This window comes from Streptomyces caniferus, assembly GCF_009811555.1.
Classification (GTDB): domain Bacteria; phylum Actinomycetota; class Actinomycetes; order Streptomycetales; family Streptomycetaceae; genus Streptomyces; species Streptomyces caniferus.
Genome location: NZ_BLIN01000001.1, coordinates 37,313 through 57,365, shown reverse-complemented (window position 1 = coordinate 57,365; position 20,053 = coordinate 37,313). Strand labels below are relative to the sequence as shown.

At 68.6% G+C, this 20,053-nt stretch carries 13 protein-coding genes, 1 pseudogene and 4 CRISPR repeat arrays; of the genes and pseudogenes, 10 read left to right on the top strand and 4 right to left on the bottom strand.

Going from position 1 to position 20,053, the window contains the following annotated elements:
- Positions 1-210: 210 nt before the first annotated feature.
- Positions 211-606: a CRISPR direct-repeat array (repeat unit 29 nt).
- A 50-nt stretch (positions 607-656) separates the two neighbouring features.
- On the bottom strand, positions 657-1,181 hold the full coding sequence (locus Scani_RS00260; RefSeq protein WP_159468815.1) for a DUF1877 domain-containing protein: 525 nt from the start codon (positions 1,179-1,181) through the stop codon (positions 657-659).
- An 88-nt stretch (positions 1,182-1,269) separates the two neighbouring features.
- Positions 1,270-2,519: a CRISPR direct-repeat array (repeat unit 29 nt).
- 2,231 nt (positions 2,520-4,750) lie between these two features.
- Here Scani_RS00260 and casA point away from each other — a divergent pair.
- The 10 genes and pseudogenes from casA to Scani_RS00210 all read left to right on the top strand — a co-directional run.
- Positions 4,751-6,370 (top strand): type I-E CRISPR-associated protein Cse1/CasA, encoded by a 1,620-nt coding sequence (casA, locus tag Scani_RS00255; RefSeq protein WP_159468813.1) that lies wholly within the window; start codon positions 4,751-4,753, stop codon positions 6,368-6,370.
- Complete coding sequence (gene casB, locus Scani_RS00250; protein ID WP_159468811.1) at positions 6,367-7,011, top strand: type I-E CRISPR-associated protein Cse2/CasB; 645 nt, start codon at positions 6,367-6,369, stop codon at positions 7,009-7,011. The genes casA and casB overlap by 4 nt, the downstream gene beginning before the upstream one ends.
- Complete coding sequence (gene cas7e / locus Scani_RS00245; protein ID WP_159468809.1) at positions 7,008-8,291, top strand: type I-E CRISPR-associated protein Cas7/Cse4/CasC; 1,284 nt, start codon at positions 7,008-7,010, stop codon at positions 8,289-8,291. The genes casB and cas7e overlap by 4 nt, the downstream gene beginning before the upstream one ends.
- 116 nt (positions 8,292-8,407) lie before the next feature.
- Entirely contained in the window at positions 8,408-9,139 is a 732-nt protein-coding gene (gene cas5e, locus Scani_RS00240) for a type I-E CRISPR-associated protein Cas5/CasD (protein ID WP_159468807.1), read from the top strand.
- A 20-nt stretch (positions 9,140-9,159) separates the two neighbouring features.
- Entirely contained in the window at positions 9,160-9,819 is a 660-nt protein-coding gene (gene cas6e / locus Scani_RS00235; RefSeq protein ID WP_159468805.1) for a type I-E CRISPR-associated protein Cas6/Cse3/CasE, read from the top strand.
- A gap of 40 nt (positions 9,820-9,859) precedes the next feature.
- Positions 9,860-10,254: direct repeats of the CRISPR family, unit length 29 nt; unit sequence GTCCGCTCCGCGCAGGCGGAGGTGTCCCG.
- A gap of 157 nt (positions 10,255-10,411) precedes the next feature.
- Positions 10,412-13,180 (top strand): CRISPR-associated helicase Cas3', encoded by a 2,769-nt coding sequence (gene cas3 / locus Scani_RS00230; protein WP_281391847.1) that lies wholly within the window; start codon positions 10,412-10,414, stop codon positions 13,178-13,180.
- A 272-nt stretch (positions 13,181-13,452) separates the two neighbouring features.
- Positions 13,453-14,115 carry a type I-E CRISPR-associated protein Cas6/Cse3/CasE gene (gene cas6e / locus Scani_RS00225; protein WP_159468801.1) on the top strand — a complete coding sequence of 221 codons (663 nt, stop codon included), beginning with the start codon at positions 13,453-13,455 and terminating at the stop codon, positions 14,113-14,115.
- Entirely contained in the window at positions 14,112-15,089 is a 978-nt protein-coding gene (gene cas1e / locus Scani_RS00220; protein WP_246295378.1) for a type I-E CRISPR-associated endonuclease Cas1e, read from the top strand. Before cas6e (Scani_RS00225) ends, cas1e begins: the two co-directional genes overlap by 4 nt.
- Positions 15,090-15,114: 25 nt before the next feature.
- Positions 15,115-15,444: a type I-E CRISPR-associated endoribonuclease Cas2e gene (gene cas2e / locus Scani_RS00215; protein ID WP_159468799.1), complete on the top strand. Its 330-nt coding sequence runs from the start codon at positions 15,115-15,117 to the stop codon at positions 15,442-15,444.
- Between the two features lie 19 nt (positions 15,445-15,463).
- A CRISPR array of direct repeats spans positions 15,464-16,447; the repeat unit is 29 nt; unit sequence GTGCTCTCCGCGCAGGCGGAGGTGGGCCG.
- A 57-nt stretch (positions 16,448-16,504) separates the two neighbouring features.
- Positions 16,505-16,726 (top strand): annotated as a pseudogene (locus Scani_RS00210) (lamin tail domain-containing protein); the annotation flags it as partial.
- A gap of 199 nt (positions 16,727-16,925) precedes the next feature.
- Here Scani_RS00210 and Scani_RS00205 read toward each other — a convergent pair.
- The 3 genes from Scani_RS00205 to Scani_RS40520 all read right to left on the bottom strand — a co-directional run bounded on the left by Scani_RS00205 (position 16,926) and on the right by Scani_RS40520 (position 19,774).
- Positions 16,926-17,579 carry an HNH endonuclease family protein gene (locus Scani_RS00205; protein ID WP_159468797.1) on the bottom strand — a complete coding sequence of 218 codons (654 nt, stop codon included), beginning with the start codon at positions 17,577-17,579 and terminating at the stop codon, positions 16,926-16,928.
- A gap of 194 nt (positions 17,580-17,773) precedes the next feature.
- Complete coding sequence (locus tag Scani_RS00200; protein WP_159468795.1) at positions 17,774-18,232, bottom strand: hypothetical protein; 459 nt, start codon at positions 18,230-18,232, stop codon at positions 17,774-17,776.
- A gap of 27 nt (positions 18,233-18,259) precedes the next feature.
- A complete protein-coding gene (locus Scani_RS40520; RefSeq protein WP_246295377.1) occupies positions 18,260-19,774 on the bottom strand; it encodes a restriction endonuclease fold toxin-2 domain-containing protein in 1,515 nt (504 codons plus the stop codon).
- Positions 19,775-20,053 lie beyond the last annotated feature (279 nt).

The window sequence follows — 20,053 nt, the reverse complement described above, 5'->3', positions numbered from 1 at the left end:
GGATGAACCCCCAACCTGCCGACTGGCACGGTTCACCTCCGCCTGCGCGGAGAAGACGTGCGGCCGTGGCTGTGGCCGACGTTGACGGACGGTTCACCTCCGCCTGCGCGGAGAAGACCACGACATGGTCACCGCAGATCACGGTCCGAACGGTTCACCTCCGCCTGCGCGGAGAAGACCCGAGGTGGTACTCGACGGTTCGCTCGGACAGCGGTTCACCTCCGCCTGCGCGGAGAGGACAGGTCAATGGCCTCGAGGTCGAGGGACCGTGCCGGTTCACCTCCGCCTGCGCGGAGAGGACACCATCAGACCCGAGCCGAGCGTGATGAAAAGCGGTTCACCTCCGCCTGCGCGGAGAGGACGATCATTACCTAACGTACATCTAGCCCACTAGCGGTTCACCTCCGCCTGCGCGGAGAGGACGCCGCCGCCGGGCCCTGCGGGGACTGTGACGGCGGTTCACCTCCGCCTGCGCGGAGAGGACGTCTCGCCGCGCTTGACGGCGGAGAGCCGCCACGGTTCACCTCCGCCTGCGCGGAGAGGACCATCCCGCAGAGCCTCCCCGGCTCGAAGATGGCGGTTCACCTCCGCCTGCGCGGAGAGGACCCTTCGCGACCTGCGGCGCTAGGAGTGGTGGGCTGGGGTGAGGGCCTGGGTCAGTCCCACCAGAGCACGATGAGCAGGTGTCTTTGCGATGCTTCGAGGTAGAACTCGCGCAGGGCATTGAAGTGCTTCAGAAGGTACTTCCTCGGGTCTCCGGCGATCTTGTCCGCTCCGTAACCGATTAAGGAAGCGGTTTGTGTGTCGTCGGCCGGCAGGGCGGCCAGTATGGCCGGCATGTTCATATGCACGAGCAGTTCGGAGACGTGGGCGGCTTGAGCTGCTGAAAGGGCCGTGGGAGCAGGTCCGAAGGGGCCGATGGCATGCGGGTGTGTGTTGAGGAAGCCCAGGTCGATCGCCGAGTCGCCGTCGGTGGCCTGCCGCAGGGCGTTCAGGTGGACGTCGTCGAGTCCCGCCAGTTCGCAGGCCCGTTCCAGCAAGATTGGTGCCCAGTCCAGGTCCAAGACGTCCGCCGGCTGTGGATCCCAGTGGGGATCTCCATCCGGCGATTCGCTGGCTGACTGGCGGCAGTCGGCGAGATACTCCACCGAGATGCGGGCAAGTTGCTTGGTGACGGCCATGACGGCAGTATCCCGACGGCGTCCAGCAGTTTTCCCTTCCGCCTGCGCGGAGACCATGTCTTCTCCCCGGGGAGCATCGGGCGCCGCACCGGTTCACCTCCGCCTGCGCGGAGAGGACTGGTACCTGTCACACCCCTCGGCAACCAGACGCGGTTCACCTCCGCTCGCGCGGAGATCACGGCACCATGCAAGACCCCCTGTACCGGGCCAGCGGTTCACCTCCGCTCGCGCGGAGATCACAAGCCGGGAGACGTCCGCGCCGGCGACCTGGTCGGTTCACCTCCGCTCGCGCGGAGATCACATTTGGAAGATGACGCCCATAGTGCCATTTCGCGGTTCACCTCCGCCTGCGCGGAGAGGACTTGAGCATCCGGTTGACGGTGGTGGGGTGCCACGGTTCACCTCCGCCTGCGCGGAGAGGACCACACAGCCTGTCCGGGCGCCAACGTCGGGATCGGTTCACCTCCGCCTGCGCGGAGAGGACAGGCTGCCCACCCCCCTCCCGTAGTTGGCCGCCGGTTCACCTCCGCCTGCGCGGAGAGGACTACACCTACGCCCGCATCCTCCGCGCGATCGGCGGTTCACCTCCGCCTGCGCGGAGAGGACACCCTCAGCCGCCCGCCCCGGTAGCCGCAGTGCGGTTCACCTCCGCCTGCGCGGAGAGGACCCCCGATCGTCCGGACGCCGGATACCCGGATGCGGTTCACCTCCGCCTGCGCGGAGAGGACCAGCCGCGCACACGGGAGTCGACGCGCAGGTCCGGTTCACCTCCGCCTGCGCGGAGAGGACTGGCCCGACTCGCCGCGGTCCGGTGCATCGATCGGTTCACCTCCGCCTGCGCGGAGAGGACTAGCGAGCGGGTACCTTGCCCGAGCCCAGCAACGGTTCACCTCCGCCTGCGCGGAGAGGACCCCCGCCTCCGTTGTCAGTGGCCGCTGAGACACGGTTCACCTCCGCCTGCGCGGAGAGGACAAGTACAACCTCTGGACCATCTTCAGCAGCAGCGGTTCACCTCCGCCTGCGCGGAGAGGACGACGCCCTCTGCGTAGCCGACCTGATCGCCGACGGTTCACCTCCGCCTGCGCGGAGAGGACCACCGCAGAAGACGTCGGCAAGCTCGCAGTCCCGGTTCACCTCCGCCTGCGCGGAGAGGACGGCGAGGACGAGGATCGCTTCGAGCTTGTCGGCGGTTCACCTCCGCCTGCGCGGAGAGGACGCCACCACCTACGCCGCCACCATCCCCGCATGCGGTTCACCTCCGCCTGCGCGGAGAGGACCGCACCGTGGGCGCCGCCCCCGCCGCTTGCACCGGTTCACCTCCGCCTGCGCGGAGAGGACAGGCCCGGGTTGGGGCTGGTCTGGCACTCGACGGGTTCACCTCCGCCTGCGCGGAGAGGACGAGCAGGGCGTCAAGCATGATCTGTCACCCCGTGGTTCACCTCCGCCTGCGCGGAGAGGACTCAACCGCAGAGATCCGCCACCCCCCGAACTTCGGTTCACCTCCGCCTGCGCGGAGAGGACCTGGCCAACGAGGCTGCCGAGATGGCCGCGGACGGTTCACCTCCGCCTGCGCGGAGAGGACCGCAGGCCGTGGACCTGCGCTCGACCCCCTTATGGTTCACCTCCGCCTGCGCGGAGAGGACGAAACGGCAGTGCGCCTCCGGTTGGCTGCGTCGGGTTCACCTCCGCCTGCGCGGAGAGGACGCTGGTGACGTCCGCTCTCGTGGCGGCCACAGAGGTTCACCTCCGCCTGCGCGGAGAGGACGAGATCGAGCCGCCTGCCGATGGTGCCCCGACCGGTTCACCTCCGCCTGCGCGGAGAGGACCCTTCGCGACCTGCGGCGTTAGGAGTGCTTTGCCAATTCGTGATTCAAGGAACGCCGGTCATGCACCCGCCTGAATCTACCGGGGCCGCACGGCCTCTCGCAGGCACTGGCCGGCCCGCGACCGCTCACTCCGCCTGCGCGGAGAGGACAAGATCATCGCAGACGGGACCGGCGCGGTGACCACTAGTGATCACCCATCAGCCGCGAGACCCGGCGCGGTTCACCTCCGCTCGGGCGGAGACCACCGGCGATGCGGCAACCCTTCACACTGATCACCCGGATCACCTCCGCTCGCGCGGAGACCACGTCGTCCGGGCCACGGCGATCGACGCCTTGTTCGGTTCACCTCCATTCTTTAGGAGACCACCGGGTGATCTCCTCGGACCACCCGTGCCGGATTGGGTCACCTACGCTCTCGCGGAGAGGACTCGGTCTCGGTGAGGTCGAAGGGCGCTTCTACCGGTTTACCTCCGCCTGCGCGGAGAGACACGTACCCGTTACCCCCCGGCACCGAGTGGTGTTCCTCGTGTGGGGTATGTGCTGGGCCGGTTCACCTCCGCTCGTGCGGAGAGCACCCGAATCGGGCCCTGCCGCCGAGAACGGCGACCGGTTCACCTCCGCCTGCCCGGAGAGGACATCAGCATGGCGATCCGAACGAGCGGGTTCTGCGGTGCACCTCGGCCCGCGCGGAGAGCACACACTGCACGCGAGGCAATCGCCGCCTACCGCCGGCTCACCTCCGCCTGCGTGGAGAGCACCGGCTGGACGCCGACAACCAGCCGCCCCGCACCGGCTCACCTCCGCTCGCGCGGAGAGAACCGGGCTGCGCTGCCCCGCATGCCTGAGCGGAGAGCACCGGCCTGTACCTAGGCTTCGAGCACGTCGCGGCGGCTCACCTCCGCCTGGGCGGAGAGCACGGCAAGTATGCTTTATAGGGCGTCCACGGCTCAGGCCCACCTCCGCCTGCGCGGAGAGCACGCCTCGATCAAGCGCGGCATGACCAGCGCGTACGGTCCTCTTCCGCCAGCGCGGAGAGCACGAATCCCGCCGCGACCCGCCCGATCCCTCCCTGGTCTCTGCCTGAGCGGAGAGCGCCTCCGCCCCTGGAGGGCGAACCCGCCCATGCCGCCTCGGTGCTGCTGTGGTGCCCGCGGTTCGGATCACCTTCGCCGGCGAGGAGAGCGCTAAAGGTCTGTCTGCAGCGCGGTGCTTTCGTCCGGCCTCCGCCTGCGCGGAAAATACCTACCAGCGCCCTTCGGAAAGCGGGCGTACATCGGTTCACTTCCGCTCCCGCGGAGATCGCTGGTGCGAGTGGAGGCCGAGATGCTCACCGGCCGGTACACCTCCGCTCCCGCGGAGAGCACGGTCCTGGTATTGACAGCCCCGGAAGTCTGAGCGGTTCGCCTCCGCGTACGCGGAGTGGGCCTTGCGCGACCTGCGATGTTTGAGGCTTTTTGCCATTCAATTATCAATCTTCGGACGCCGTATGGGCAGGTCAGCGCCAGCAGGACCGACGACGTCGCGGCTTGCGTGTTCGGGTCGCCTAACGGGCTCCGTTCGCATGGGCGGAGCGCCTCCGCAACCACCATATACAGCCCTACTGACAGTTGCCGAGAACGCTTGCACGGGTGATTCGCCGAACCCTATGTTGATGTCGGCGCTGATCAGATGGTGCGTCAAATTCCTGCAATTGCAGCCCAGTTGATCGTTCATGCATTCGAAACTTCCGGGTACTCGCCATAGTTGGAGTTCTACTCTGTGTTCAACGTGATGATGTCGCCGTGCGTGCCGATGAGTTGGCGTCGTGATGCCGACCCAGCCGAACTCGCCGCTCTCGCTCCGGACGCCACCCCGGAGGTGGCACCCGGCGTCACCAGCCTCGTGCCCGCGGCGCAGGCCCTGGCCGCCTCTCACCTCGGCACCCTTGACGTTCCTGATGTCGCCGTCGAATCCTCCCTGCGTCGGCTCCTCGTCGCGTTGTTCATCCGGGTCACGGGCCTCACCTGCGACGACCCCGACGAATGGGAAGACTCCTGGGACAGCCTCCTAGCTGCTGGCCGACTCGACCCGACTACCGTGTCCGCCTACGTCGAAAAGTGGGCCGCGCGTTTCAATCTTCACGACCCGGTCCGGCCCTTCCTCCAGGACCCGCGCCTAGCCGACGAGTGCGGCGAACCCGCCTCCCCCGGGAAACTGGTCATGACGCGCCCGTCGGGTAATAACCAGCCGTGGATGAACCACACCCCCCAGAGCGCGCCGGTTGCCCCTCATGAGGCGTTCTGGTGGGTCCTCGCCTGGCGGAACTACGGTCCGTCCGGTCTCGGCGCCAACCGCAGCCACAACGGCATCACCCATAAGTCGATGGCCGCCGCTCCGCTCCGCGCGACCATCTCGTGGCACCCCGACACCGGCAGCGAATACGCCAACCTCCTCCTGTCGTGCCCCACCCCGACGACTATCCCCGTCACCGGCCCGGACCTGCCCGAATGGGAACAGGACACTCTCCCTGACCCCCTCCACCCCCAGCTTCCCACTGGCCCTGTCTCTCGCCTCATCAACCGTGCCTCCCACGCCGTCCTCACCATCGCCGACCCCACCAGCGGGCAGATCACCGGCTGCCGGATCGCCTGGCGCACTCCCGTCCCCTCCGCCATCAAGAACACCGGGGCGAAGGCGGCGCTGGAGACGACGCTCGAAGCCATCACGGGGGCCGACGACCCGTTCCTCATCAACCGCGACACCAAGGGCCCGGTCCGCGCCAACCACACCCGCAGCCTGCTCCGCGACTTCGATTCCCTCATCCACATCCGCCGTGCCGGCGACACCGCGAAGAGCGGCGTCACGCCGCCCGCGTGGATCCGGTTCCTCGACACGCTGCCCACCGACGCCCTCGACCAGCTCGGCACCGTCCGCGCCCGCGCCCTCGCCTGCCACCAGGACAAGCAGGAGAAGGATGAGTTGTGGTTCGCGCAGACCACGCCGGTCGGTGTCGCCGCCTACACCTCCGGCCGCCACCCCGAGCAGGCCGCCCGCGTCGCCACCACCTGCGGGAACGCTGAGTTCAGCGCCCAGGCCCTCGGCCAGGCCCTCCGCCGGGCATGGCGCGGCATCAGCCCTGATCCCCGCAGTGAATGCCCCTGGACCCACACCGCCATCGCCACCTACTGGGACCAGGCCGACGCGCTGTTCTGGACCGGCATCGAGCCCAGTTCGGAGGTCGCGGACTTCACCCGGCTCGCCGTCCGCATCTACGACGACGCTACCCGCACCGACGCCTCCACCCCCACCGGAATGCTGCCCATCGCCCAGAGCCGGCGCATCCTCACCCAGCCGCCGGCCATCCGCAGGAAGAAGAGCGAATGACCACCCCGACGCCCGCCAACGGCAGCGGCCTCGGCCGCTACACCGCCTTCATGAACCACGTCCGCCGCCTGTGCACCACACCAGAAGGCCGCGTCGACCTCCGCACCGGCCTCCTGAACGGCATCGGCGAACACCACGCAGGCACCACCAGCGAGCACGGCCACGGCGACCTCTGGCGCATGTACATGCGCATCACCACGGGCGACTACACCATCCCCATCCCGGACCAGACCCCGCCCGCCCGCCGCCGCACCGCCGAAGAGCCGTTCCTCCTCGCCGCGACCCTGTACGCCACCTACGACGCCCCCAATCCCAAGCGCACCGACATCCCGGCCCCCCTGAAACGCGAGCCGGACGCGCAGCCCTGGCAAAACCTCGGCTGGACCCTTCGCACCGCCACCGCTCTCCGCCCCGATACCGCCCGCGGCATCCTCACCAGCCTCTGCGAGTGCGACTACACGGACCTCATCACCGAACTCCCCGCCACCGTCAGCCTCCTGCGCAGCGGCGGCGCCACTATCCGCTACCCGGTGCTCATCCGTGACGTCGTCCGCTGGCAACGCTGGCCCGACGACGTCCGCATCGAATGGGCCCGCTCGTACACCACCAAGCAGAACAGCAACAAGGAGAACACCAAGTGACCACCGCTTCCGCCGCCCGCACCCCCCTCTACATCGATGTCCACCTCATCCACTCCACCCCCTACGCGAATTTGAACCGCGACCGCCAGGGCGCTCCCAAAACGGCCACGTACGGTGGCAGCCTCCGCCCGCGCCTCTCCTCTCAGAACGGCCGCCGCCACACGCGCACCCACCTGCAAAACGCCCTCGGCATCCGCGCGTTCCGCACCCGTCGCACACCCCAGGAAGTGGCCACGCGGCTGATCGCCCAGGGCTGGGATGCCGACACCGCCCTCACTGCTGCCCAGCTCCTCATCATCGGTGCCGACATCAAGGGGCTCGGTCTGACCACCGAGGGCACCAATGCCCTGTTGTTCCTCCCTGAGGCGGCGTTCGACGCCCTCGCCTCCATCGCCACCGAATACCGCGAGGCCCTCACCACCGCCGCAGACTCCGCAGCTCAGGCCATTGCCGACGCCAAGGCCAAGGCTGAAGCCGCTGCCCAGAAGGCGGCCGACAGCGACGGGGACCAGGACGACGCCCCCGAAGAGCAGGAGGCCGCCGAGGCAGGGCCGGTTGCCGCTGCCTGGAAGAAGATCAGCGCCGCTGACCGGAAGAAGATCACGGGCGAGGTCCTGGACGTCCTCCGCAGCCGCAACGCGTCCATCGCCGCGTTCGGCCGCATGCTCGCCAACGAGTCCGCCTCCACGGTCGACGGGGCCGTACAGATGGCCCACTCACTTGCCACCCACAGCGCCCGGACCCAGGTCGACTTCTTCTCCGCAGTCGACGACGTGGTCCACAACGCAGGCACCGAGACCGGCGCTGGCCACATGGGCGACCAGCGCTACACCTCCGCCACCTTCTACCGCTACTCCACCCTCAACATCCGCGAACTCGTCGACAACCTCGACGGCGACACCGACACCGCCCTCCAGGTGACCAGCGAGTTCCTGCGCGCGTTCCCCCTCGCCGTCCTCCCCGCCAAGGCATCAGGGACTGCGCCGCATACGGTTCCGCACCTCATCCACGTCGCCGTCCGCACCGACCGGCCCATCAACCTCGTCGGCGCCTACGAGACCCCCGTCCCCGCCACCACCGACGGCTACCTTTCCGCTTCCCTCGCCGCCCTCGACGAGCACGCCGGTGCCCACACCCGCATGCTCGGCAACAGCCGTATCGCCGGCGCCGCCCACACCGCCCTCGTAGACACCGAGTTCGAGCACCTCGGCGACCGCACTGACAGCCTCGACCACCTCGTCGACCGCATCACCAGCATCATCGCCAAGCACATCGCCTGAGCCGCCATCCCGCTCCGCGCTCGCGGACATACTCCGCCGCGCAACAACCGGGAGGGGCGCAGCAGATACTGCTCCGCATCGCGGAGGTACCCCGTACCCCCTTCAGAAGGACCCACATGCCTGGTCTGATCCTGCACCTCTCCGCCCCCTGGCAGTCCTGGGGCGCACCCACCGACCACACCGTGCGCCCCACCCACCAGTACCCCACCCGCAGTGGCCTCATCGGTCTGATCGCCTCCGCGCTCGGCCGCCCCCGCGACTTCGCGAACACAGACCTAAACCAGCTCACGTACACCGTCCGTGTGGATCGCGCCGGTCACCGGGAGATGGACTTCCACACCATCGGCGGCGGCTACCCGCGCGCCATGACTCCCGCCACCGCCGACGGCAAGAGGAGGAAAGAGGGGGAAGGGACACTACTCACCGAGCGCTGGTATCTCGCCGACGCCGCGTTCACCGTCGCGGCCACCGGCCCCGCGAACGTCATCACCCTCGCCTCCGAGGCTCTCGCCGCCCCCGTCTACGCCCCCTATCTCGGCCGCCGCTCCTGCCCTCCCGACACCCCGCTCCTCATCCGCACCACCGACAACGACCCCGCGGCCGAACTGCACCGCATGCCTCTGCACGCCAATGCCCCCCGAGGCGCCGACACGGTGACCGTGAAGTTCATCCACGAGACCGCCCCCGAACCGAGTGCCCACCCGACCGCCACCCTCCGCGACATCCCAGGGCCTGGCCGCACCTGGACCAGCCGCGACATCTGGGAAACCCACGTCAACCTCCCCGCCAGCCTCTGCGCCGGTGCCGGGACCGACTGGATCAACGCCCTCACCAGCTACACCCGCTGACCCTCGCTTCGGAGAACCCGATGACCACCACGACCCCTGCCACCACCCACCTCGCTCAGCTCCACCTCGACCTCACCAACCGGAACGTCCTCAGCGACCTCCGCGACCACACCAACCTCCACCGTCGTATCTGCGGCCTGTTCCCCGACAACACCGGTACCGCCCCCCGCACCGCCTACAACGTCCTCTACCGACTGGAGAGGACCGAGAACACCGCCACCCTCCTCGTCCAGTCCACCGGCATCACCATCAACCGCACCGCCCTCCCCGCCGGCTACACCACCAACCCCGTTGAATACCGCGACCTCACCCCGCTCCTTGACTGGCTCAACCCCGGCACTGCCGTCCGGTACCGCATCGACGCCAACCCCATCAAGGCCGTCTCCATCCCCGGGCGCCGCGGGCGCCGCACCGCCCTCCGCGGCGACGACGCCGTCATCTGGTGGCAGCAGCGCGCCCACCGCAACGGCATCGACCCCACCCTCATCCTCGACAACCCCAACCCGCCCGTACTCGCCAGCCGCAACGGGGCCCAGCGCGCCAAAATTGCTTCGGTGAGGTTCGAGGGCATCGCCACCATCACCGAGCCCACTGCCCTCCGCCACGCCATCACCACCGGCATTGGCCAGGGACGTGCCTACGGCCTCGGCCTTCTCTCCATCGCCCCCCACCAGCACTAACGAAATGGCAAAGCGCTCGGGAAGATGCAGGTCGCGAAGGGTCCGCTCCGCGCAGGCGGAGGTGTCCCGCTGTCGGGCAGCGGCTCGGCGGCGCTGTTCCAGTCCGCTCCGCGCAGGCGGAGGTGTCCCGTGAGGCTGTCAAGGTCGGTGAAGCCTGTACCGGTCCGCTCCGCGCAGGCGGAGGTGTCCCGTCCAGGCCGACGATGCTGGAGGCGCGGCAGCCGTCCGCTCCGCGCAGGCGGAGGTGTCCCGGCCCTTGAGCGAGACGAAGTGATGCTCGACCCGTCCGCTCCGCGCAGGCGGAGGTGTCCCGAGGACGACGACTTCGCGGCTATGGATCTGCCCGTCCGCTCCGCGCAGGCGGAGGTGTCCCGGCGTGCACGTCCAGGGCCAGGAGCAGGGGCCGGTCCGCTCCGCGCAGGCGGAGGTGTCCCGCAATACGGCACGGTCACCGGCCGGTTCAGCAGGTCCGCTTCCGCACACGCGGAGGTGTACCACGGGCTCCCGGGTTGAACCAGGGGCCGTACCAGTCCGCTCTGCGTTCGCGGAGAAGGTGCAAATTCATCCCACATCTGATCGGAGAACTACCCTGATGCGTCCGCCTGTTGACCATCGACTGTGGGGTAAATGGAGTGGTTTGGAGGACATGGGCGCCCCGTACCCAGTGGTGTGTCACCTGATCGACACCGCGATGATCGCTGGTCGCCTGTGGGACTCCTACCTCACCGCTGGTCAGCGACGCGTCATCGCCGCCGGGTGGGGCGTGAGCGAGGAGCACGCCCAGCAACTGATGATGTTCTGGGCTGGACTCCACGACCTCGGGAAACTATGTCCGTCGTTCCAGCACCAAGCCCCCGAGGCCACGGCCGGTCTCCTTGACCACCCCCACTACAAACCACCAACGGACGACAGTGCGATCAAGCACGAGAGGGTCTCGCACCTCACCACCCCGGCTCTCCTGGTCCAGCTCGGCTACCCCACACATGGGCGTCCGCTCCGGTCGATCGCACACCAGGTCGGGCAGATCCTCGGCGGCCACCACGGCACCTACAGCCAGGCCCTCACCGCCCATGCCCTCACCGATCCCGAGCGTCAGGAACCGCGTATCGGCCACACCCCTGGGTGGGTCGAGCAGCGGGCCGCGCACCTCCACACTCTGCGCGCCCTGTGCGGAAACCCGGCACCTCCGGCCGAGTTCGCGCCGGGTGGGGCGTGCGTCCTGGCGACCGGCCTGATCGTCCTCGCTGACTGGCTCGCCTCCCGAACAGGCTGGATCCGCGCCCGCCACTGGGAGCGAAACCACGCCCCGGACGCGAACGACTGGACCGAACACGCGGCACGGGCCCACAAGCACGCGCTAGCCGCGGTGACCGGCGTGCAGCTCACCGCCCCCGTCTGGAAGCCGATCGACACGTTCGCGGACATGTTCCCGTTCATCACCGAACCCCACCCCCTGCAAGCAGACCTCGGCAAGCGCCTCCCCGCACTCGTGAACGGGCCCGGCCTCGTCCTCGTCACCGCTCCGACCGGCGACGGCAAAACCGAATCCGCGCTCTATGCCGCGCATGTCCTCGGACACGCGTCCGGCACCGAGGGACTGGGTGTGTTCCTGCCGACCATGGCAACGACCAACGCCATGCATCGCCGCATCGTCGAACACGTCCAACGCCTCCAGGCCGCTCCCATCCCCGTGCGGCTCCTGCACTCCATGGCGTGGCTCGAAGAAAGCGCCAAGACCACCGACGACACGCTGATCGCGAACTGTGCCGAAACCGTCAGGATTTCGGGGGAGTGGCTTCGAGGCCGCCATCGCGGGCTCCTCGGCGGCGCGGCCGTCGGAACCTGGGACACCGCCGCGCTCGCCGCGCTGCCCGTCCGCTACAACGTCATGCGCTGGCTCGGCCTCACCGGGAAGACCGTCATTATCGACGAGGCCCATGCCTACGACGCGTACGGCCACCGCCTCACCGAACGCCTCCTCGAATGGCTCGGGCACACCCGCACCCCGGTCGTGCTGCTGTCCGCCACGCTCACCGGGACCATCGCCACCTGTCTCGCCGACGCCTATCGCCGCGGCGCAGGCCACACCACCCCCATCACGCTCGACCCCACCTACCCCGGCTGGACATTCGTGGACGCCACGACCGGCCAGGTCACCACCAGTGAAACCCTCCCCACCACCCGTGCCCGCGCCCTCACCATCACCGCCCAAAGCGTCCAGCACGCAGCCGCCTCGGCCAACGCCGACAGCCGCCTCGCCACCATCACCCGCACCCTCCAGCCCATGACCAGCGAAGGCGCCGGGTGCGCGCTCGTCGTCTGCAACACCGTCGCCGACGCCCAGGCCACCGCCCGGCATCTGCGCCAAGCCTGGACCGGCACCCACCGGCCGCTTGTGCAGCTCCTCCACGCCCGCATGCCCGCCCGCCAACGCGACGCCATCACCCGCCGCCTCGAACACTGGGCAGGCAAACCCCGCCCCGCCTACACCACCCCCACCGGCCACTACACCCGTGCCCGTGGCCAGCGACCGCCGCGGCCGGTGATCGTGGTCGCCACCCAAGTCGTTGAACAGTCCCTTGACGTGGACTTCGACCACGTCATCAGCGACCTCGCCCCCATCGCCCTCCTCCTCCAGCGCGCGGGCCGCTGCCACCGCCACGACCGCCCAGAACGCCCCCACTGGGCATCCGACCCGGCCATGACCGTCCTGATCCCCATCGGCCAACTCCCGCCTCGCAACTGGGGAACCGTCTACAGCGAAAACCTCCTCACCCGTACCCGAGACGCCCTCACCACCCTCCCCGCAGGCGTCTGCAACATCCCCGAAGACGTCCAACACCTGGTCGACACCGTCTACACCGCCGACTGGGCCACCGACGCCGGCATGAATGACATCGCCACCGAACAGGCCATGCGCACCATCGCCGACCAGGCCACCATCCCCACTCCCACCCGCCCCATCCGCGACCTCCACCACCTCACCACCATCGACGACGAAGATCTACTCGTCACCCGCCTCGGAGCCGACAGCGCCCGCATCCTCCCCGTCTGGACCAGCCCCGACGGCACACCCCACCTCGACCGCGATGCCACCCACGCCCCTCTCCCCACCACCATCAACCCCAACGACACCACCACCATCCGCAACCTCATGGCCCGCACCATCCAAATCGACCACCGATGGCTCACCGGCCGTGGACCCGAAACCGACACCCCCACCGGCTGGGCGGGCATTGGAGGTCTCCGCGACGTTCTCCTCCTCCCGCAACCCGTCACCCCCGACGGCACCCCACGCCCCTACCGCATCGGCAGGCAGTGCCTCCACCTCAGCCGAGTTGACGGTCTCGTACGGGAATAGACGCAGCCTGTGCAGAACCATTTCGCCGCCATCAGCGGTGTGGGCGAACTCCAGGCTCAGCTGGCAGTTGCCATCTCGGATGCGGAGCACTGGCTGGAGGAACAGGTAGCGCCCACAGGGCACCCTGCTCTCGCACCGCTCCTACCTCGCGGACGCCACCTTCGCCGCCTGCCTCACCGACGCCCCCGAAACCCTCCGCGCCTGCGAATAAGCCCTGCTCGCACCGCCCTGTCCGCCTACCTCGAAGCCGCCTGCAGTGAAGGAACCGCGCGATGACGACGCTGTGGCTCACCCGCATCCAGCCCCACCTGCACCAACGCCAGGCACGCAAAGACCTCTCCAGCGCCGCGCCCCTGCACCAACGCCTGATGCAGCTCTTCCCCGACCACCTCGGGGACCAGGCCCGACGCAAGGCCGGCGTCCTCTTCCGCACCGAGGACACCGGCCCCACCCCCGTGATCCTCCTGCAAAGCCACCTGCGGCCCGACCTCGACGAACTCCCCACCGGCTACGCCACCGCAGCCACCAAGGAACTCACCCCCCTGCTGGAGGCACTCCGGCCCGGCCTCGCCGTGCGCTACCGCATCACCGCCAACGCCGTCCGCAAACCAGGCCACACCACCCGCGCCACCACCGGCGCCCCCGCCGTCATACCGCTGACCGGAGCCGACGCCGACCACTGGTGGCAACGCCAAGCCGAAGGACGAAGCGGCCTGCACCTGACCACCGCCCACTCCGCCCCCCTCGATACCGCCCGCGGCGAACGCGCCCAGGACAAACGCCGCATCACCCACGCCCGCACCCGCTTCGACGGCATCGCCCACATCAAGGACACCGAGCTGCTGCGCCAGCGCATCCTCGACGGCATCGGCCGCGGCAAAGCCTACGGCTGCGGCCTGCTCACCCTGGCCCCAGCAAGCCGGCACACACCATGACCACACCCGCCAACGCCCGACGCAAACTCGCCGCCCCCACCGTCGCGATGCTGCCACGCACCGCCGACTCCCTGTCCTTCCTCTACCTCGACCTGGTCCGCGTCCAACAAGACGACACCGGCGTCTGCGCCGTCGTTACCACCGAAGCACGCGGCACCGAAACGGTCTACCTTCCCACCGCCGCCCTCAGCTGCGTGCTGCTCGGACCTGGCACCAGCATCACCACTCGCGCCCTGGCCACCCTGGCCCGCCACGGCACCACCGTCGTGGCGACCGGTGCCGGCGGAGTTCGCACCTACAGCGCCACCGTGCCGAGCTCCCTCAGCACCCGATGGCTGGAGACTCAGGCACACGCCTGGGCCGACCCCCACGAACACCTCGCCGTCGCCCGACGCATGTACGAACACCGCTTCGGACACGGCACCGTGCCCTCAGGAACCTCCCTGGAAAAACTCCGCGGCCTGGAAGGGCAGAGGATGAAAGCCCTGTACAAACTCCTCGCCCAGCAGCACCGCATCGGCAGGTTCAAACGCATCTACGACCCCGCCGCCTGGGACCAACAAGACCCCGTCAACCTCGCCCTGTCCTCCGCCAACACCTGCCTGTACGGGATCGTTCACGCCGCGATCATCTCCATGGGCTGCACACCAGCACTCGGCTTCGTCCACAGCGGCAACCAGCAGTCCTTCATCTACGACATCGCCGACCTATACAAAACCGAACTCACCATCCCCCTCGCCTTCACCCTCCACAACGCGTCCCACCCGGAGCAGGCCGCACGCCGCAGCTTCCGCGAGGGCCTGCGCCTCTTCCGGCTGATGCCGCGCATCGTCACCGACGTACAGCGCCTTCTCGCACCGGAGGCCACCGATGATCAAACAGACGACCTGCAGGAAGAACTCGTCGACCTGTGGGACCCCGTCACCGGATCAGTGCCCGGTGGCATCAACCACGCTTACGACGGTGGCCAATGACACCCCCTCGGAACGGTGGTGAACTGTGGCATCGATGATCGCTCTGTCCCTCACGGCGGTACCAGACCACCTGCGCGGAGCACTGACCCGCTGGCTTCTGGAGGTCACCCCCGAGCTCTACGTCGGCACCGTCTCAGCGAAAGTCAGGGACGAACTCTGGAAAACCGTAGCCAACTCCACCGGCAACGGGATCGCTGTCCTCATCTACCCCGCCGACAACGAGCAAGGCTTCGCCATACGGATGTCCGGCCAACGACGACGACACCTCCGCGACTTCGACGGACTCACCTTGGTCTCATTCAACTCAGCCCTACCCACCGAAGAAGCAGATAACGAAACGGCAAAACACTCCTAACGCCGCAGGTCGCGAAGGGGTGCTCTCCGCGCAGGCGGAGGTGGGCCGACCACCGGTACGGCGATGAAGCGGGCGCTGGAGTGCTCTCCGCGCAGGCGGAGGTGGGCCGCTCGGCGAGGGTGGAGTCGACGCCCTTGGTCTGTGCTCTCCGCGCAGGCGGAGGTGGGCCGACAGACCACCGTGTCGGCCCCGGCGTCGGCCGGTGCTCTCCGCGCAGGCGGAGGTGGGCCGGCATCGGCGTGGGGACATCCACGTCCGCCGCCGTGCTCTCCGCGCAGGCGGAGGTGGGCCGCACCAGTCGAGACGGGCTCAGCCAGTTCAGGGGTGCTCTCCGCGCAGGCGGAGGTGGGCCGACCTGATCCGGCCCGTACAGCCGGGGGCGCGCGTGCTCTCCGCGCAGGCGGAGGTGGGCCGCCGAACCAGCCGCCGCAGTTGGCGCACTGCATGTGCTCTCCGCGCAGGCGGAGGTGGGCCGTTGAAGGCACCGAAGACGGGAACGCCTACTTCGTGCTCTCCGCGCAGGCGGAGGTGGGCCGGTGCTTAGTCAGACGGGTGACAGCATTGGCGGGTGCTCTCCGCGCAGGCGGAGGTGGGCCGAAGGAGGCGCGAGTGAGCAAACCACCCGCGACGTGCTCTCCGCGCAGGCGGAGGTGGGCCGTCCACCCGTCGCAGCCTGCGGCTGCGGATCGCGTGCTCTCCGCGCAGGCGGAGGTGGGCCGGCCTTCAGGCACAGCGGGAGCGGGACGCCGAAGTGCTCTCCGCGCAGGCGGAGGTGGGCCGACGCCAGTCAACTCGCTCCGGGTCACGATGCCGTGCTCTCCGCGCAGGCGGAGGTGGGCCGATCATCCTGAGCATCAGGGCGTCGGCCGCGATGTGGGCCGGTCCAGGAGGACGGCGCCCGGTCAGTGGCGCGGTGCTCTCCGCGCAGGCGGAGGTGGGCCGGGCACCACCGTGAGCACCGACCGGAACGTCAAGTGCTCTCCGCGCAGGCGGAGGTGGGTCGTAACCCAGGACCTTGCCCGCCGCTACCGGCCGCCTCTCGGTCACCATCATGGGCTAGACCTTGTCCGACAAGTCCGGCCACAGCTACCGCTTCGGCAACCTCCGCCTCAACGGCCACAGCCAGGTCCGCGTCCACACCGGCATTGGCAACGACAACCGCCGCGACGTCTACCAGGACCGCCGCGCCTACGTCTGGGACAACACCGGCGACACCGCCACCCTGCGCAACGACCACCGCCGCATCGTCGACGCCGAAAGCTGGGGACGCCACGGTCACTGACCGACCCTGAACCGGCCGGTGAGCTGTGCCGCTCGCCGGCCCCACGGTGCGCCGCAGGCCCGTGCCTGCGGCGCACCGCTGCGTCCGGCCCAAGGGGAAGGACCGCGAACGCGCCCTCTGTCCATGCTGCTGGCCCCGTGAGTCCGCTTCGGGGCCAGCAGATAGCCGGGATGAATCCCAGCAGGACCGGACGCGTTGGCTACACCCGCTCGAACTCCACGTCGGTGTTCTCGCAGCCGGCGGCGAGCTGTCGCAGGGTGTCGCGTTCGGTGCGGTCGACGGTCAGTGACCAGCGGAGCTTGGTGCTCACCCAGTCGGACAGGTAGGTGCACTGGGCGTCGGCGGCCGGCGGCATCCACTGGGCGGGGTCCTGGTCGGCTTTGGAGCGGTTGCTCTTGGCGGTGACGGCGACCAGGGAGCGTTCGGCGCCGAGGTCGTTGGCGTAAGCCTGGCGTCGGGCTGCGGTCCATTGGGAGGCGCCGGAGTCCCAGGCTTCGGCGAGCGGCACCATGTGGTCGATGTCCAGGCCGGACGGCCCCTGGACGGTCGTGTCATCGTAGTAGGAACGCCAGGTTCCGCCGGTGATTTTGCAGCCGGCTCCGACCGTGGGCGCTGTGGTGGCTTCGGCGAGTAGGACTTCATTGCGGGTGTTGCAGCCGTCCTTGTCCTCGTCGATCCAGTGCTTGAACTTGGTGCGCTCGTAGCCGTCGCGGGACTCGGCGGCCTGGGGGAGGGCTTCGATTCCGTCGTGCAGGCTGAGCGTCTCGGCCGCGTGAGCGGTGGTGGTGGCGGTGGTGAGGGGCAGTAGGGCGAGGGCCGCGGCCGCGAAGGCGCGGGCAGTCGTCTTGATCATGATCTGTTGATAGCGCCGTAGCGTCGGTCGGCGCCCGGGAACAGGGATGGTGGTCACTCGGGGGAGTGGCTAGTCGTACCGGGGCGGCGAAACCAGCCCAGCGGAACTACACGAACTCCTCTCGCCACCGTGGTGGCTTTGGGAGGAGCTTGTAGCAGCTGGACCGGTGGACGCAGGTGGTGGGGCACGTCTGGCTAACCGAGCTGCTCCTCCTCATGCCGGAGGACTTGGTCAACGTGTTCGACCAAGCACTGTTCCAGCTCGGCCAGCGTCCCGCTGCGAAGTTCCACCAGTGGCAACTCCCACTCCACGCCTTCGCGGATGTTCACCATGAGCCCGCTATCGGTCGGCACGATGGCTTGCTGGAGCCAGCCGGCGAAGTCGGCCGCTTCGGTGGCGGTGCAGTCCTCGATGGCTACGCCGTTCGGTTCGACTCCCATCATCCCTTCGTTGATCTCGCCGCTGGATGTGCGGAACTGGAAGGAGAGCGTCTCTCCTGTGTAATGCCCGCTCCACGCCTCCACGACCGTCCCGGGCTCCTTCGCGCGCAAGGCGTCGGCGAAGGAGGGGAAGGTGAGGCCCCATCCCTGGGGAGCGCCTTCGGGCGGGCTGAAGATGAACATGGTTCGGAAGCTGCCGGCGTCTTCGCTCATTTCCCATCCTCTTCGATCGCATCTGGGTCAGGGCACGTGTCGGCTATAGCCGTTGACCCCGTGGGCGACGAGCAGGGCATCCCAGTAGGGCACGGCGTCGGGGTCGTTGGTGGCGACCTCTACGCCGCGTAAGCGGCCCGCGTGGGCCGGGTACTCGATCGCCGCCTTGTATTTGTACAGCTCTTTCTCGTCCTTCTTGTGGAGTACCTTCTCCTGGAAGTTGTCGCCGTTCTCCAGGTCGTCGAGGTTCCGGTACGTGCATCCCGGTCTCTTGACGAACTTGGCCTCCACGGCCATGCCGTCGGTGTCGCGCAGGCCGTCCACCATCAGTGTGCCGAGGGCTGACTTGCGCGGATCGATCGGGACCTCCTTCTCGGGGTAGCCCGCGGTGCGGTGTTGATAGTCCCTTTCGGCTTTGGTGCCGCCGGAGAAGCCCCCGTCGCGAAGGCTGTGTGCCCATCGGTTGAAGCTCTGTCGCTCGGTGGGCGTCAGCGGCGGGAACCGCGGGTCCGGAGGGACGGGTGGCGGCATCGCCGGACGGTAGAGGCTCGGATCGGGTTTGGTGTAGCCGGCCGGGATCATGATGGGGATTCGAGGCGGCAGCGGGAGGGGGAGCCCTGGCGGAAGGATCGGGCTGGGTTTCCAGGGGGCCGGGTCGGGCTGCGGAACGCGTACGCGCGATTGCGAGGAGTCCAGACTGTGGCCCAGGCTGGCGAGGTCCATGATGCGGTCGTCGCCAGAGACTGCCGCGTGGAGCCCCCCGTCCTCACCGTTGCCTCCGAAGGCGGGGTTGTCCCAGACGGAGTCTCCGCCGCTGTCGAATAACGCGTCGGACGCGGTTTCTCCCCAGGACTTCTTGCTGGCGGCTTCGACGTGGTCGGCGTACCTGTCGCAGGCGTTGGCGAGCTGTTGGCACGCAGCTGGCAGATTTGCCAGCAGAGTGCATGACGGCTCGGCCTTGGCCGGCGGGTGGTCACGGCCCACGAACTTGGTGAAGAAGGCGTTGACCGCCTCTGCGGTCTTCCCTTCGTGGTTGCGGGCGGCCGTCTTCCAGCAATCCTGCGCGTCGGACAGGACACGCTCAGATATGTTCTTCGCCTTTCGCCAGGTTCGTGCCACCGACCTGAGCTTTTCCGGGTCGCCGCGGAAGCGGTCACCGACGAGGTACTTGTCGATTGCGGAGGTCTCCCCGATGACCTCGGGCAGTTCGTTCCCGCGGCCCCGGGGCGCCGGGGCACAGTCCGCTGAATTGCCGGAGTACGGCTCGGACGCGCTGCGCTGCCCGATCGCGGCGAGCATGTCCTCCGCGACCTTGCTCTCCGTCGCCATGTAGTTGTTGGCCGTCTGCAGCAGGGACTCGCTTCCTCGCCCCATGACGTGCGCGGCCTCGCCCGCCTGGTTCACCGTCGCCTTCGAAGCACTGTCGTACAAGGCGGCAAAGGCCCGTCCAGCGTCATCGTCGCCGGCCATACCGGCCTGCTCATCCAGTTCCCTGATCAGCGCGAGCACCAGCTCGATGAGCAGCTCGTTGAGGGTGTGCATACCCCACGAGGAGTTGATCAGGTCAACTGCATGCGTACGAAAAGACAAGCTTGCAACCCCCGGCCTACGCGAGCGGGCCAGTCTGCCATGGGCAGTTGAGGTGCTTCCGCTGACCGATGCCAATCGGCCAAGGCAGGGGACGATCCTGGCGGGAAGGGGCCGGTCTGGGCGTGGTGCTGGGCAGAGGGGGAGTCGTTGGCCCTCAGGCCGGCCGTCTGGTCTGGGGCGTCCCATCCGGAGGCCGGTGCCTCCCGGCTGTGACAGAGGAGCGCTGGTGGA

Excerpts from the sequence above, each read along its gene's own strand:
- Scani_RS00260 (WP_159468815.1), bottom strand. The coding sequence starts at position 1,181 with ATGGCCGTCACCAAGCAACTTGCCCGCATCTCGGTGGAGTATCTCGCC.
- Scani_RS40520 (WP_246295377.1), bottom strand. The coding sequence starts at position 19,774 with ATGCACACCCTCAACGAGCTGCTCATCGAGCTGGTGCTCGCGCTGATC.
- Scani_RS00200 (WP_159468795.1), bottom strand. The coding sequence starts at position 18,232 with ATGAGCGAAGACGCCGGCAGCTTCCGAACCATGTTCATCTTCAGCCCG.
- cas3 (WP_281391847.1), top strand. The coding sequence starts at position 10,412 with ATGCGTCCGCCTGTTGACCATCGACTGTGGGGTAAATGGAGTGGTTTG.
- cas1e (WP_246295378.1), top strand. The coding sequence starts at position 14,112 with ATGACCACACCCGCCAACGCCCGACGCAAACTCGCCGCCCCCACCGTC.
- cas6e (WP_159468801.1), top strand. The coding sequence starts at position 13,453 with ATGACGACGCTGTGGCTCACCCGCATCCAGCCCCACCTGCACCAACGC.
- cas5e (WP_159468807.1), top strand. The coding sequence starts at position 8,408 with ATGCCTGGTCTGATCCTGCACCTCTCCGCCCCCTGGCAGTCCTGGGGC.
- casB (WP_159468811.1), top strand. The coding sequence starts at position 6,367 with ATGACCACCCCGACGCCCGCCAACGGCAGCGGCCTCGGCCGCTACACC.
- cas6e (WP_159468805.1), top strand. The coding sequence starts at position 9,160 with ATGACCACCACGACCCCTGCCACCACCCACCTCGCTCAGCTCCACCTC.
- Scani_RS00205 (WP_159468797.1), bottom strand. The coding sequence starts at position 17,579 with ATGATCAAGACGACTGCCCGCGCCTTCGCGGCCGCGGCCCTCGCCCTA.